Source organism: Reinekea marinisedimentorum (genome assembly GCF_004341165.1).
Taxonomy (GTDB): Bacteria; Pseudomonadota; Gammaproteobacteria; order Pseudomonadales; family Natronospirillaceae; genus Reinekea; species Reinekea marinisedimentorum.
Genome location: NZ_SLZR01000002.1, coordinates 15,075 through 28,898, shown reverse-complemented (window position 1 = coordinate 28,898; position 13,824 = coordinate 15,075). Strand labels below are relative to the sequence as shown.

The window sequence follows — 13,824 nt, the reverse complement described above, 5'->3', positions numbered from 1 at the left end:
GTTAGTTTTTAGCCGGATAAAATTGAATGACTTCTGAACTGAACATCTGTGTATTGGGTGATGGCTTTGTCAAAGGCGTTGGCGATCGCGAAATGCGCGGGTGGGCAGGACGCCTGATGATTGAAACCGGACGCAGCCTGGGTCCGCTGAATTACTATAATCTGGGTATTCCCGGGCAGAGCACCGCGGCGGTCGCTGAGCGCCTGAATGAGCTTGCGCCGCGATTGCCTGTGGGTGCGGATAACCGCCTGATTCTGTCCTTCGGTGTTGAAGATACGGCACTGGAGGACGGTAAACCGGTTTTGTCGAATCAACAGTCTGTGGCTGCATTAAAGCAGATTCTTTTGCAAACCCGGCCGCACTATAAAATGCTGATGGTCGGGCCGCCGCCTGTTTATGACCCTCAGCGCAATGCCCGTATTAAACGCCTGAATACACTGTTTCACGCTCTGTGCATGAAGGCGCGTGTGCCCTACATCAGCATCGCGCCGGCCCTGCAGGACGATATCGACTACCGGCGCGATCTGGTCAAAAACGGTAAAACCTACCCCTCGGATATCGGCTACCGAAAAATTTATGAGTTGATCCTGAACGACCGCAGCTGGTGGTTTAACTGACGGCGCGGGCTGTATTCGCTAGAATCGGCCTCCGTCCGAATTTTAGTTTGAGTGATTTCTATGGCCGTTACCCTGGTTGCACCGGTTTATTCAGAATTGGAAGTTAAAAAAAGTCGCTTTCTTACCTGGGTGGAGCCCGTCGCCAGTGTTGATGCCGCCAAAGCCCGGATCGCAGAGATTCGCCATCAGTACCCGGACGCCCGTCATGTCTGTACCGCCTTCTATGTCAAGGGAAACACCGGCCTTAGTGACGATGGCGAGCCCTCCGGTACCGCGGCAAAGCCAATGTTTAATGTGCTGAATCATAAAGGCCTGGTCGATGTGGTGGCGATTGTCGTACGTTACTTCGGCGGTATAAAGCTGGGGGCCGGCGGCCTTTCCCGGGCCTATGGCAACGCCGTATCCCAAACCCTCGACCAGGCGGAATATGTGGCACAGGAAAGCCTGTGGCAGGTTAAGCTGGAGTTCCCCTTCGCACTGGAAAGCCAGGTACGCCATACCCTGGGGCAATTGCGCCTGGAGTTGGCGTTTATCGACTACCAGAGCGCAGTGATGGCCGGCCTGTCGGTTAAAGACTCACAAAAGGCGATGCTCGAAGAGGCGCTGTCTATGGTTGCGCCGGGGAATCCGGATTTTCACTTCTCGGTGACTCCCGAAGGTTAAGGCTGCCGCCCCTTGCTTTTTTAACGGTGTTTAAGTCTTCTCTGTGCTGCCTGCAGACTCAGTTGGCTGTGAAAGGTTGTCAAAATACCTAATTGGGTATTTATTCTATATGTTTTATAATCATCATTTTCAGCTTCACTAAAGCCAAGCCTTTTCATATTGATAACCGGACCATCCTCCGCCCTTACCTGCCTGGAGATAAATTCAGAGAATTGATTTAAATGTGTAGCGAAGCGGAAAAGTTTTATATAAGATTTATCTAATTTATAAATTTCTTAACTTATTGGAGTAAATCATGAGCAAGAAGATTGTCATCGTTGGCGGTGTTGCTGGTGGTGCATCGGCCGCTGCCAGAGCACGTCGTTTAGACGAAGAAGCACAAATTATCATTTTCGAGCGCGATAGCTTTATCTCTTTTGCAAACTGTGGCTTGCCGTATCACATCGGTGGCGAAATCAAAGAGCGCAGCGCCTTGTTGGTGCAAACCCCCGAGTCTATGAAGGCCCGTTTTAATCTGGATGTGCGTATTCACAGTGAAGTGATTGCGATTGATACCGCTGAAAAGACCGTTACCGTCCGAAATGTCACCGATGGAACGGAATACAGCGAAAGCTATGATGATTTGGTGCTGTCGCCGGGCTCTAACCCTATCGTTCCGCCGATTCCGGGCGTTGATTCCAGCTCCGTATTTACCCTGCGTAACATTCCGGATATGGATAAAATTATCCAGAAAATCAATATTGAAGCGCCGCGTTCCGCTGTTGTGGTTGGCGGGGGTTACATTGGTATTGAAATGGCCGAAGCGCTAATTCACCGTGGCATTGAAACCACCATGGTAGAGCTGGCAGACCAAATTATGCCGCCGATGGACCCGGAAATGGCCGTGCCGCTGCATCAGGAAATGCGCCGCGCCGGTGTTCGCCTGAAACTGAAAGATGCCGTATCCGCCATCGAAGAGACCGGCGAAGGTTTAGAGCTGACCATGAGCTCCGGCACTGTCATTAAAACCGACATGCTGGTCATGGCCATTGGCGTGAAGCCGGAAGTATCGCTGGCCAAACAGGCTGGTCTGGCACTGGGTGAGCGTGGTGGTATTAAGGTTGATAAGCACATGCGCACCAGTGCACCTGGCGTATGGGCAGTCGGCGATGCCATTGAAGTGACTCATTTTGTAACCGGCAGCGCGGCTCATATTCCTTTGGCTGGCCCGGCAAACCGCCAGGGCCGTATTGTGGCCGATAACATTCTGGGCATTCCTTCAGAGTATAAAGATACGCTGGGGACCGGTGTTTGTAAGGTGTTCAACCTGACCGCGGCCTCAACCGGAGCCAGTGAAAAGCAGCTGAATGCGGAAGGCATCAGCTACGAAAAAATCTATGTGCACGGCGCCGATCATGCCGGCTACTATCCGGGCGCTACCCAGATTAATCTGAAGCTGGTTTTTGATCCGAAATCCGGGCTGATTTTCGGTGCTCAGGCCATTGGCCCGAAGGGCGTTGATAAGCGTATCGACGTACTGGCCACCGCAATTCGCGCCCGCCTGACCGTGTTTGATCTGGAAGAGTTTGAATTGTGTTATGCACCGCCATTTGGTTCGGCAAAAGACGTGGTCAATCAGGCAGGCTTTGTCGCCAGTAACGTGATTCGCGGCGAGCATGAAATTTGCCACACGGCCGATCTTGAGAGCGGCGACATGGTGTTGCTGGACGTGCGCAACCCAACCGAACTGGGCGTGTTAGGTACGATCGAACAGGCGATCAACATCCCGGTGAACAATCTGCGTGACAATTTAGAGCGCCTGCCAAAAGATAAAACCATCGCCATTTTCTGTGCTGTGGGTCTGCGTGGTTATGTGGCGTATCGCTTACTGAAGCAGCTGGGCTACAAGGTTAAGAACGTGACCGGTGGCTATACGACTTACCAGATGGTGAAGCGTATCGGGCAGTAACCCTCTCTGTTCTCTGAAAGCCCGGTCCGCCGGTAATGCTGTTCACTTAAGCGGAGCAGCATTGTAATCCACCGGATATCGGGTTTTAGAAATCTTCACTCTACGAGGCCTTGATGGCCTCGTTTTCGTTTTTGCCTCCAAGAACAAACTACCTATGCCTGACCTAAGCTCCTTCAATCGCCGCCCCGTTCCCGAGATTGGATTCGCGGCCGCCATCACCACCAGTTGCACCGCAATGTAGTCGCACACCGGCTTAAACCGTATACTGGATGGGCTTCGCTCAAACGCTTCTGCGGCTTGGCTGGCCTCGCGTCGAATGACGTTGTACGCCAATAGTAGCCCCCAGACTTCTTGATAAATTAGCTCCACCTTTTTGCTGCGCAACGTCACCGCATTCTTCTGCATCGAGCTCTTGATGTCTCTAAAGCCCAGTTCTATCTCCCAGCGCTCTTGATACAGCTTGGCAATAGATGTTTCTGAATAAGCCGATACGGGTAAGGACGTGAACACCACTTTCTGTTTGCCTTTCTCCGTGTACGTGACTTCCCGCACCTCCCAAGTCTCAGGTAGGTTAGGGTTGAGTTTGCGCGCATGAGCCGACACCTTCATGCGCACCAGGCGATCCGTTGGGCTGTATTGCTCAATTTCTTCGCTGACCGCATTTTTGCGGGCCAGAGTTAGCCAGTGGCGCTCCGTACCTTGCTGAGAAACACTCAGCATGAGGTGCGCACTCCAGAAACCTTTATCAAACAAGGTGATTGAGTGGTCTGGAATCTGTGCTAAAAAGGAATCCGCCAGACGCATCTCACTGCGTCGATACGGGCTTAATTGAGCATCAACCACCACATGCGAACGGACGTTCATCAAGGCCACTAAACGCATCATCGGAAACGGCGTTTGCCGTTTGGTTGAGGTGTTGCCAGAGCCAAAATGATCACGCAGTTCAGGTGTGTCGGGCGTACGCAGTAACGCGCCATCAACCGCAAACACCTGAAGCCCTTGCCAATCATCGTCTGTATAGCGCTCATGTCCCCAGGTGTGTGCGGTTTGGCGAAACAACCACTCAACCGGTTCGGAGCCAAGGCGTTTACGGGCTTCGGTAATGCCACTGCGTGCTAATAGATCATTAGAGGCCAATCCTTGCGCACAAATATTGAGTCGACGAGCGACTTCATGAACGGGTTCATCGCGGAACATAGCCATGCCGAGCACGAGCCAAAGGACTTGATCGGCTGGCAAGCGTCGACGCCAAATGGTTGCTTGGCTGGATAATTGAAGTGCAGTCTCAACCCACTCAATCGGAATGTTATGAGTAAATGTGCTGAAATCGGCAAAGTTGAACAGATCGTTCAGGTCGAGCAAAGACTGTTGAAAGGGCATAAAAAAATCCAATGACATCACTGACATTGGATTTTCTAGCAAACCCGCCGTTGACTCAAATGCTTAAGTGAACAGCATTACGGTCCGCCGGGCTTTTTTCGTTACAGGGCCGGCTTACGTTTGCAGCCGGGCTAACACTAAAGTCCACTGTTGTCCGGCGCGGGCAGCGAGCAGTCTGAGCGAGCTGATTCGTTCAAACCAAACAGGGACACGCCAAATGAAACTCTATCGCTTTGTTAATTATGACCGTTCCGGTCGCATCGCCTGGTTACTTATGGAAATGGGGCTGCCCTACAACACGGAAAGTATTGCCTATGGCCCCGAGGGTAACTTTTCCGCTGACTACCTTGCCAAAAGCCCGGTGGGCAAGATACCGGCTTTGGATACCGACGATGAAGTTTTGTTTGAGACCGGTGCCATTTTGCTGCGCCTGGCTGAGCTGCACCCAGAGCATGATTTGTTTCCCGGCCCGGATTCCCCGCAACGGGCACACGCGCTGAACTGGTTGTTCTTGCTGACCGCCAGTTTTGATCCAGTCTGCTTTGAGTTTGTTCGCCCCGATGTTACCGACCCGGAAGAAAAGGCGGTTTGTATTCACCGTTCTGAACGCGACGTTGTCCGTTATTTATCCGCACTGGATAAGCAATTGGCGGGTAAGGCATTCATCTTGGGCGACCAGTTTTCGATTGTTGATATACAGGCCACCTGTTCGCTGATGTATTGTCAGGCGCACGGGCTGCTAGAAGACTGGCCGGCATTGAAAAGCTATGCGATGCGCCTGGCTCAGCGCCCGGCAGCGGTAAAGGCTGAAACCTTTCGGGTAGGTTAGGGCTTGGGGGCGGGACGATGGCTGGCCTGATCCCAGACCAGCCGTAGTAAGAGGCCTGTTAAATAGCCTCGCATTTACCGCTGACCAGACCGTTGAGAGCCTCGGTGGTCTCGGCACCGACTATGCCATCTGCCGTTAAGCCATAGGCTTGCTGAAATCGGATCAGCATATTCTGGGTATGCGGGCCGGGTTGTCCGTCAATGAAGGATTTATCAAGGCCGCTGCAATGTCGGGTCAGTGCTTGCTGCAGGTCTTTGACGTTGGTGTAGTTTTTCTTTAGCTCATAGCTGGCTTCCTCAGCTAGCTCTTCTGCTTTATCGATCATCGGCTCTGCAGCGTCGGTCTTCATGGCTTTGCAGTATTCAGATTCGATTTCGATACTGCAATCCGGCTGTGCGACTTGCTCCGGTTGAGGGTTTTGAGCACAAGAGGCTGTGAAAGCCACCAGACATAGGGCGGGTAGCAGTTGGCCCGCAGTTTTTCCAATAGACATAGCTAACTCCTTTTAGTGAACCGGCAGAATAAATAGTGACCGCGAGCAGTGCAACACCGTTCAGTCGTTTTCATACTAAATTCAGATTTGATGCCGAAGGCCACACATCAGCCGGCTTCGCAGGGGTTAGCGGTCACCGGCCTGCTGCTGTAAGCGGCTGAGCGCCCACTCGATGTGCTCATCGACCAGGGCAGAAACCTGGCCGAGTTTCTGCTTTAACTGGTCGGTGGCCTGCTCGCTACAGGGGCCATTGCCCAGCGCAACGGCCAGGTTGCGGGTCCACTGTTCATAGCCGATGCGGCGAATGGGGCTGCCTTCGGTATTGTTCAGGAATTGCTGCTCGCTCCATGCGAACAGGCTCAGCAGGCTGGCGTCATCAAGGTTATGCCGGGGCTGAAAATCCGCTTCTTCGGTGTCATTGGCCTTGCGGTTGTGCGGGCACACCAGCTGGCAATCGTCACAGCCGTATATTCGGTTGCCCATCTTTTCACGCAACTCAACGGGGATCGATCCGGCATACTCGATGGTCAGGTAACTGATGCATTTGCGGGCATCCAGTTTGTTGGGGCCCAAAAAGGCGTCCGTCGGGCAATCGATCAGGCACTGCTGGCAGCTGCCGCAGTGGCTTTTCGGAAAGGGTGCATCAAAAGGCAGTTCCAGATCGGTAAAGAGTTCACCCAAAAAGAACCAGCTGCCACTGCCGGGGGCCAGCAGCAGGGTGTTTTTGCCAATCCAGCCCATGCCGGATTGCTCGGCAATCTGCCGCTCCATAACGGGCGCACTGTCGACGAATGGCCGATAGCCGTGTTTACCGGCAATTTCTTCAATCGCTTTGGCAAAGTGCATCAACCGCTTGCGCAGCACCTTGTGATAGTCGCGCCCCAAAGCATAGCGGGCTATGTAGGCTTTGCCGGGGTCGCCCAAAACGCTCTCGGGGGCGGCACCGTCGGGCTGGTAGTTCATGCGTACGGAGATCACGGTTTTCGTACCCGGCTGCAATTCGCTGCCGTCAAAGCGCTTGTCGCAGTTACGCGCCATCCATGCCATGTCACCGTTATAGCCCGCATCCACCCAAGCGTTGTATTGCTCGGCGTGACCGGAGGTATCGGGTGTGCTGAAATGCACCGCCTGAAAGCCCAGCTTTTTACCGATGTCTCTGATTTGTTCAGCCAGTGTTAAAGATTCAGCTGTTGTTATGAGGTTGTCTGGCGATTGCATAGGAATTTTCAAAAAGGGTCAGTCACATCGGTTGGCACTAATGATACACTTTTGGCCGTTTTACTTTGAGTTTGTATGAAGATTTATTGTGAAAGTCTGTTTAACTGAAGATCAAATGCCGGCGTTCGGCGCTAAACTTGCTAATGCCTGCAAAGCCGGCAGTGTTATTTACCTGCAGGGTACTCTGGGTATGGGTAAAACCACGCTCTCGCGTTGTATGGTTCAGGGCCTAGGCTGGAGTGGGCGGGTGAAAAGCCCGACCTACACGCTGGTGGAACAATATGAGGTGGGTCCGGTCGAAGCATTGCACTTTGATCTGTACCGTCTGGCAGACCCGGAGGAACTCGAATTTCTCGGGGTGCGTGATTTTGATGCTGACAAGGCCATCTGGTTGATTGAGTGGCCTGAGCGCGGTGCCGGTGTTTTGCCGGCTGCTGATATCGAGGTTCATTTCAGCGATGCGGAACAGGCGCGTGCTCTGGAATTGGTTGCCGGTACCCCTAAGGGTGAGGCGCAAATACAAAAATTAAAAGAAAACGATTTGGAGACTGAATAGTGAAGTTTGGTGTTACCTGGCTGCTGTTGCTTGTCTTATCCGTTTCGAGTCATGCTGCGATTGTAAATGGTGTTCGGGTTTGGCCGGCACCGGATAATACCCGTCTGGTGTTCGATCTGGATCAGCCGGCTGAACACACGGTGCTGGTATTAAAGAACCCATTTCGTGTTGTGCTGGACGTTAAAGGCGCGCAACTGAAAACCGATTTCTCTGACCTCGACTTAGCCAATACCGGCATCAGCCGAATTCGCAGTGCCGTGCGCAACCAGAATGACCTGCGCATTGTTCTGGATATGTCCAGCGAGATGACCCCCCGCAGCTTTGCACTGAAGCCGAACGATCAATACGGTGACCGACTGGTGCTCGATCTGGAGCGCAGTACTCTGGCCGATCTTGGTTTGGATTCAAGCCCGCAGGTTAGACAGAGTGTTTCCAAAACACTGGAGGCAGTGAATAGTCTGAAACGGGATGTAATCGTCGTCATCGATGCCGGACACGGCGGAGAAGACCCGGGTGCCATTGGCCCTAAAAAGCTGCGCGAGAAAAACGTCGTACTGGCGATGGCCAAAGAACTCTACGATCAGCTCGATGCCTTGCCCGGCTATAAGCCGATTATGACCCGCACCGGTGACTACATTGTCGCGCTGAAAAAGCGCAGTGACTTTGCCCGGCAGAATAATGCGGATCTGTTTATCTCAATCCACGCCGATGCCTACCGCCTGCCAAGTGCACAGGGGGCTTCGGTGTTTGCACTCTCCAACGGTGGCTCGGTCAGCGCGATGGCCAAGTACCTGGCCGATAAAGAGAATGCCTCTGATGTGATCGGCGGTATTAATGGCGTATCACTTGAAGACAAAGACGACACCCTGAAGTCGGTGCTGGTGGATCTTTCCATGACCTCTACGCTGCAACGCTCGGTTGAAGTGGGTGCTCTGGTGTTGGCAGAAATTGGCCGCTTTACCAAGCTGCATGGCGACCGCCGCTCAGTTGGGCATGCTAACTTCGTGGTGCTGCGTGCGCCGGATGTGCCGTCGATTCTGGTTGAATCTGGCTTTATCAGCAATCCGCGCGAAGAGGCGAACCTGGGCTCTGCCGCTTACCGCAAAAAGATGGCAACGGCGATTAAAAACGGTGTGGTGAAATACTTTGAACAAACCCCGCCGGATGGCAGCTACATTGCCTGGGCGCAGCAGCAGAAAAACACCACTAAAAAATACACTGTGGCTAAGGGTGACACGCTTTCCGGTATTGCTGCGCGCAATGGCGTCTCGGTGAACCGTATCATTGCAGTGAATAATCTCTCTGGCACTTCTATTCGAATTGGCCAGGTCTTGCTCATCCCCGGAGCGTAATCGGGTGAATCAGGTTTTTTAATGACAGTAAGAAAGATTGAAGTTTTATCGCCGCGTCTGGCCAACCAGATCGCGGCGGGTGAAGTGGTTGAGCGGCCGGCTTCGGTTGTCAAAGAGCTGGTGGAAAACTGCCTCGATGCAGGGGCAACCCGTATTGATATCGATATCGAACAGGGCGGTACCAAGCTGATCCGGGTGCGCGACAATGGTCGGGGCATTGGCAAGGACGACCTGCCATTGGCGCTGGCTCGCCATGCCACTTCCAAGGTTTATTCGCTGGATGAACTGGAGGCGCTGACCTCTCTCGGCTTTCGCGGTGAGGCGCTGGCCTCGGTAGCGTCGGTCTCCCGATTGACGCTGACGTCAAAGCCGGCTGATCAGGATACCGCCTGGCAGGTGAATGCGCAGGGCCGCGACATGGCGGTCGATCTAACCCCGGCTGCCCACATCGATGGCACCACCGTTGAAGTTCGCGATCTGTTCTTCAATACACCGGCGCGGCGTAAGTTTCTGCGCACCGAAAAAACCGAATTCAATCACCTGGAAGAGGTAGTAAAGCGCCAGGCGTTGTCACGCTTCGATGTTGGCTTTTCGCTGACCCATAATGGCCGCACCATTCATGCCCATCGCCCGGCAACAACGATGGCCGAGCAGCAGCGCCGTATCGCCCAGCTGCTCAGCCCGGATTTCATGTCGAATGCGCTGGTTATCGAAACCGAGCGAGCAGGCCTGAAAATGACCGGTTGGGTGGGCTTGCCGACCTTTTCGCGGTCAACCGCCGATATGCAGTACTTCTTTGTAAACGGCCGGGTGGTGCGCGATAAGGTCATCGCTCATGCGGTCAAGCAGGCTTATCGGGATGTGCTCTATCATGGCCGGCAGCCGTGTTTTGTGCTCTATCTGGAGCTCGATAACACCGGGGTCGATGTCAACGTACACCCGACCAAGCATGAGGTTCGCTTCCGCGATCAGCGTTTGGTGCACGATTTTCTGTTCTCCCAGTTGCATCGGGCACTGGCCGAGTACCGTCCGGATGCCAACACGCCGGTTGCCGAGCAGATTAGTCGTCCGCAGGTGCCCCAGGCGACCGGCATAGAAGCCGGTGAGTTTGCCGGTCAGCAGGCGCTGCACATGCAACCGGCAGCCAGCAGCTATGCCAGTGCTCCGCGTGAACCGCTGCCGGTCGCGGAGCAGGTGGCCTTCTATGAACAGGTGATTCAGCCATCGACGGCAACGGCGCAAGCCTCTGCTCCGCTGCCAGAGACGCAAAGCAGTGATGTACCACCCCTGGGTTTTGCTGTGGCGCAGTTGCATGGCATCTATATTTTGTCACAGTCGGAACAGGGCCTGATTGTTGTCGATATGCACGCCGCTCACGAGCGAATTACCTATGAGCGCATGAAGCAACAGTACGATAACCAGTCCATTCAGGCCCAGCCTCTGCTGGTGCCGCTGACATTGTCGCTCAGCGAAAAGGAAGCGGATGCAGCAGAAAGTTTTTCCTCTCTGTTGCAGGGCTTTGGCTTTGAAGTAGACCGAACCGGGCCGGAATCCTTAACCATCCGTCAGGTGCCGGTATTTTTGCATCAGTCGAATGCCTCAGCGCTGGTCCAGTCGGTATTGGCCGACTTTATTGAGCATGAAACCTCGGATGCTATTCTGGCGCACCGCAATGAAATTCTCTCAACAATGGCCTGTCACGGCTCCGTGCGGGCCAACCGCAGCCTGACAATCCCGGAAATGAACGCACTGTTGCGCGATATGGAGCGCACCGAACGCAGCGGCCAGTGCAACCACGGGCGCCCAACCTGGACGCAATTGACCATGAAAGAGCTCGATAAGCTCTTCCTGCGGGGCCGTTAATGATGCAGGAAAAACCCTTAGCGCTGTTTTTGATGGGCCCGACCGCGGCCGGTAAAACCAATCTGGCGATGTCTCTGGTAGAGCAGGGCCAGTGCGAGATTATTTCGGTCGATTCGGCGCAGATCTATAAAGGCATGGATATCGGCACGGCGACACCGACCGCAGAGGAGCTGGCCAGAGCACCGCATCATCTGATCGATATCTGTGATCCGTCTGAAAGCTATTCGGCGGTGCAGTTCCGCAACGATGCGCTTGAGCTGATGGCGCAAATCACCGCGCGCGGCAAGGTGCCGCTGCTGACCGGTGGCACCATGCTGTATTTTAAAACGTTGGTCGAGCCGTTGGCAGAAATGCCGCCCTCCAACGAGGGGGTGCGGGCAGCAATTCAGCACAAGCTGGCCAGCGAAGGCCTGCAGGCGCTGGTGGATGAGCTGCAGCGGGTCGACCCGGTCGCACACGGCAGAATTGAATTGCAAAATCCGCAGCGGGTGCAGCGTGCGCTGGAGGTCTACCGGGTGTCCGGCAAGCCTATCTCCAGCTTCTGGGCCGAAGGCAGCAGTGATGGCAAGGGTAAGCTTTCGGCAGCGGCCATCGAGGCTTTTCCATACCGGCTACAGCAGTATGCGGTGATACCGAATGACCGAAAGGTGCTGCATGAACGCATTGCCCGGCGCTATCATCAGATGATTGATATGGGCTTCGAGCAGGAAGCCAGGCTGCTGTTCGAGCGCGGTGACCTGCATCTGGATTTGCCCTCCATCCGCAGCGTTGGCTATCGCCAGATGTGGCAGTACTTTCTGGGCGAATACAACTTTGATGAAATGGTTGAGCGCGGCATTATCGCTACCCGGCAACTGGCTAAAAGGCAGTTGACCTGGCTGCGTGGCTGGCCGGAGTTGCAGGAAATCGACATCGAAGCACGTTCCACAGAGCAGTGGTGTGCAAAAATTTTGGCTGATTCAGGCATATAAATGAGCCAAACGATCAGCAATTTTTCATATTGGATAGTTAAATTATGATTGTTGGCCGATACATCTGGATTAAAATCATCTAGAATCCCGTTGTTGAATTTATGAATGCGGCGATTCCGGTATTTTCAGCGACCCGATGTAGTGTAAATGTAGTCATCAGTGGGGTGCGCCGGAGCATTTGGAACCTTGATGAGCTTGTGAACCAGTGGCGAAAGCGGGTTTATCACTATAGAGTGTCAGCCGATTACTATTACAATCCTTGAGGAAAAAGGAGACGATCATGTCAAAGGGCCAGTCTTTACAAGACCCTTTCTTAAACGCGCTACGAAAAGAGCGAATTCCAGTTTCTATCTTTCTGGTGAACGGAATTAAATTACAGGGTCAGATCGAAAGCTTCGATCAATTCGTGATCTTATTGAAGAATACTGTTAGCCAAATGGTCTATAAACATGCCATTTCTACTGTTGTTCCTGCCCGCAACGTTAAGATTTCAATGGACGGCGAAGAATCCGTAACCATTGAGTAACTGTTCGCAGAAGCAGTTTGTTGTTGTTGCCCCATCGCCCGGCAGTGCCGGGCATCGGAGTTTTCTAATTGTTTTTTGAACGTGCCGAAGCCGGCAATCGGGCTATATTGGTCCATGTAGATTTCCCCGAATCCGACCATCGTGAAGACCCAATTGAATTTGAAGAGTTAGTTGTTTCAGCAGGTGCTGATCCGGCTACTTACATTCGTGCCGTGCGCACAACACCCCACCCCAAGTTTTTTGTCGGTACCGGTAAGCTGGAGGAAATCCGCCAGGCCGTGCAGGACTATGAAGCCGATGTGGTGTTGTTTAACCATGCATTAAGCCCTTCGCAGGAGCGTAATGTTGAGGCAGAGATCGAGTGCCGGGTGCTGGACCGAACCGGCCTGATTCTCGATATCTTTGCGCAACGGGCGCGAACCCATGAAGGTAAGCTGCAGGTTGAGCTGGCACAGCTACAATATCAGAGTACCCGTCTGGTGCGTGGCTGGAGCCACCTGGAGCGCCAGAAGGGGGGGATTGGTCTGCGTGGCCCGGGTGAAACCCAGCTCGAAACCGACCGTCGCCTGCTGCGAATTCGCATCAGTACGATTAACAAGAAGCTGAAAAAGGTTGAAACCCAGCGTAATCAGTCGCGGCGTGCCCGCTCGCGCTCAGATACACCAACGGTTTCACTGGTGGGCTATACCAATGCCGGTAAGTCAACGCTGTTCAATCGCCTGACCGATGCTACGGTTTATGCGGCCGACCAGCTGTTTGCCACACTGGATCCAACGCTCCGGCGTCTGGAGATCCCCGATATGGGGTCGATTGTGCTGGCCGATACCGTGGGCTTTATTCGTCACCTGCCTCATAAATTGGTCGAGGCGTTTAAGGCTACACTGCAGGAAACGGCTGAAGCTGACCTTTTATTGCATGTGGTGGATTGTGCTGACGAAAATCGCCTCAATAATATTACTCAGGTTGAAAATGTACTTGATGAGATCGGAAGTAATGACATTCCTCGACTTGAAGTCTTTAATAAAATAGATTTATTAGATGATTTTCAACCGGCGATTGAGCGAAATGATGAGGGTGTTCCGGTGCGTGTATGGGTATCTGCCCATAGCGGAGAAGGGACCAGCCTGATTAACTCAGCTATCGCTGAGCTGCTGGGGGATGAGGTTATTGAAAAATCAATTGCCCTGCAGCCAAACGAGCTGGGTTTGCGTGCCGCACTTTTTGAACGTAATGCTCTGGTTTCAGAGAACTATGAAGACGATGGCAGCGTATCAATTCATATACGCATCCAGAAGAAGGATTTTAAGCAGCTGCTGAAGCGGTTTAATCTTTCTGAAGAGCGGTTCGGTGTAGCGCGAATCAAAGAACCTTATGAGCGATAGCTGATCAGACAGTTATTAATACGATA

The 13,824-nt window shown here is 53.3% G+C and carries 13 protein-coding genes; 10 read left to right on the top strand and 3 right to left on the bottom strand.

From position 1 onward, the window contains the following. Positions 1–26 precede the first annotated feature (26 nt). From BCF53_RS02425 to BCF53_RS02415, 3 genes are all read left to right on the top strand, one after another. Positions 27–617 carry a GDSL-type esterase/lipase family protein gene (locus tag BCF53_RS02425; protein WP_132699539.1) on the top strand — a complete coding sequence of 197 codons (591 nt, stop codon included), beginning with the start codon at positions 27–29 and terminating at the stop codon, positions 615–617. A gap of 60 nt (positions 618–677) precedes the next feature. Continuing rightward, entirely contained in the window at positions 678–1,280 is a 603-nt protein-coding gene (locus tag BCF53_RS02420; protein ID WP_132699537.1) for an IMPACT family protein, read from the top strand. 295 nt (positions 1,281–1,575) lie between these two features. After that, complete coding sequence (locus BCF53_RS02415) at positions 1,576–3,228, top strand: FAD-dependent oxidoreductase (RefSeq protein WP_132699535.1); 1,653 nt, start codon at positions 1,576–1,578, stop codon at positions 3,226–3,228. A 42-nt stretch (positions 3,229–3,270) separates the two neighbouring features. Here BCF53_RS02415 and BCF53_RS02410 read toward each other — a convergent pair whose 3' ends face one another. After that, complete coding sequence (locus BCF53_RS02410) at positions 3,271–4,608, bottom strand: IS4 family transposase (RefSeq protein ID WP_424511401.1); 1,338 nt, start codon at positions 4,606–4,608, stop codon at positions 3,271–3,273. A gap of 217 nt (positions 4,609–4,825) precedes the next feature. Here BCF53_RS02410 and BCF53_RS02405 point away from each other — a divergent pair, with 217 nt between their 5' ends. Then, positions 4,826–5,437 carry a glutathione S-transferase family protein gene (locus BCF53_RS02405; RefSeq protein ID WP_132699533.1) on the top strand — a complete coding sequence of 204 codons (612 nt, stop codon included), beginning with the start codon at positions 4,826–4,828 and terminating at the stop codon, positions 5,435–5,437. Between the two features lie 58 nt (positions 5,438–5,495). On the opposite strand, the gene BCF53_RS02400 is transcribed toward BCF53_RS02405, so the two are convergent. Together BCF53_RS02400 and queG are read right to left on the bottom strand one after the other, a co-directional pair. Beyond that, entirely contained in the window at positions 5,496–5,930 is a 435-nt protein-coding gene (locus BCF53_RS02400) for a peptidoglycan-binding domain-containing protein (RefSeq protein WP_132699531.1), read from the bottom strand. Positions 5,931–6,056: 126 nt separating this feature from the next. Continuing rightward, positions 6,057–7,148 (bottom strand): tRNA epoxyqueuosine(34) reductase QueG, encoded by a 1,092-nt coding sequence (queG, locus tag BCF53_RS02395; RefSeq protein ID WP_132699529.1) that lies wholly within the window; start codon positions 7,146–7,148, stop codon positions 6,057–6,059. An 88-nt stretch (positions 7,149–7,236) separates the two neighbouring features. On the opposite strand from queG, the gene tsaE reads away from it, so the two are divergent. From tsaE to hflX, 6 genes are all read left to right on the top strand, one after another. Beyond that, the gene (tsaE, locus tag BCF53_RS02390; RefSeq protein ID WP_243645753.1) at positions 7,237–7,704 is read left to right on the top strand and encodes a tRNA (adenosine(37)-N6)-threonylcarbamoyltransferase complex ATPase subunit type 1 TsaE; all 468 of its coding nucleotides are present in this window, start codon (positions 7,237–7,239) and stop codon (positions 7,702–7,704) included. Beyond that, positions 7,704–9,056, top strand: a complete 1,353-nt coding sequence (locus BCF53_RS02385; protein WP_207902629.1) for an N-acetylmuramoyl-L-alanine amidase — start codon at positions 7,704–7,706, stop codon at positions 9,054–9,056. Before tsaE ends, BCF53_RS02385 begins: the two co-directional genes overlap by 1 nt. A 21-nt stretch (positions 9,057–9,077) precedes the next feature. Then, on the top strand, positions 9,078–10,919 hold the full coding sequence (gene mutL / locus BCF53_RS02380) for a DNA mismatch repair endonuclease MutL (RefSeq protein ID WP_132699525.1): 1,842 nt from the start codon (positions 9,078–9,080) through the stop codon (positions 10,917–10,919). Next, positions 10,919–11,890 carry a tRNA (adenosine(37)-N6)-dimethylallyltransferase MiaA gene (gene miaA / locus BCF53_RS02375; protein ID WP_132699523.1) on the top strand — a complete coding sequence of 324 codons (972 nt, stop codon included), beginning with the start codon at positions 10,919–10,921 and terminating at the stop codon, positions 11,888–11,890. The genes mutL and miaA overlap by 1 nt, the downstream gene beginning before the upstream one ends. Before the next feature lie 280 nt (positions 11,891–12,170). After that, complete coding sequence (gene hfq, locus BCF53_RS02370) at positions 12,171–12,416, top strand: RNA chaperone Hfq (protein ID WP_132699521.1); 246 nt, start codon at positions 12,171–12,173, stop codon at positions 12,414–12,416. Between the two features lie 68 nt (positions 12,417–12,484). Further along, entirely contained in the window at positions 12,485–13,798 is a 1,314-nt protein-coding gene (gene hflX / locus BCF53_RS02365; protein WP_132699519.1) for a ribosome rescue GTPase HflX, read from the top strand. The last annotated feature ends 26 nt before the right edge of the window (positions 13,799–13,824 follow it).

What these genes read in the sequence shown, in the direction of transcription:
- mutL (WP_132699525.1), top strand. Translation starts at nt 9,078, where the DNA reads ATGACAGTAAGAAAGATTGAAGTTTTATCGCCGCGTCTGGCCAACCAG.
- BCF53_RS02410 (WP_424511401.1), bottom strand. Translation starts at nt 4,608, where the DNA reads ATGCCCTTTCAACAGTCTTTGCTCGACCTGAACGATCTGTTCAACTTT.
- hfq (WP_132699521.1), top strand. Translation starts at nt 12,171, where the DNA reads ATGTCAAAGGGCCAGTCTTTACAAGACCCTTTCTTAAACGCGCTACGA.
- BCF53_RS02425 (WP_132699539.1), top strand. Translation starts at nt 27, where the DNA reads ATGACTTCTGAACTGAACATCTGTGTATTGGGTGATGGCTTTGTCAAA.
- BCF53_RS02405 (WP_132699533.1), top strand. Translation starts at nt 4,826, where the DNA reads ATGAAACTCTATCGCTTTGTTAATTATGACCGTTCCGGTCGCATCGCC.
- queG (WP_132699529.1), bottom strand. Translation starts at nt 7,148, where the DNA reads ATGCAATCGCCAGACAACCTCATAACAACAGCTGAATCTTTAACACTG.
- BCF53_RS02420 (WP_132699537.1), top strand. Translation starts at nt 678, where the DNA reads ATGGCCGTTACCCTGGTTGCACCGGTTTATTCAGAATTGGAAGTTAAA.
- BCF53_RS02415 (WP_132699535.1), top strand. Translation starts at nt 1,576, where the DNA reads ATGAGCAAGAAGATTGTCATCGTTGGCGGTGTTGCTGGTGGTGCATCG.
- miaA (WP_132699523.1), top strand. Translation starts at nt 10,919, where the DNA reads ATGATGCAGGAAAAACCCTTAGCGCTGTTTTTGATGGGCCCGACCGCG.
- BCF53_RS02400 (WP_132699531.1), bottom strand. Translation starts at nt 5,930, where the DNA reads ATGTCTATTGGAAAAACTGCGGGCCAACTGCTACCCGCCCTATGTCTG.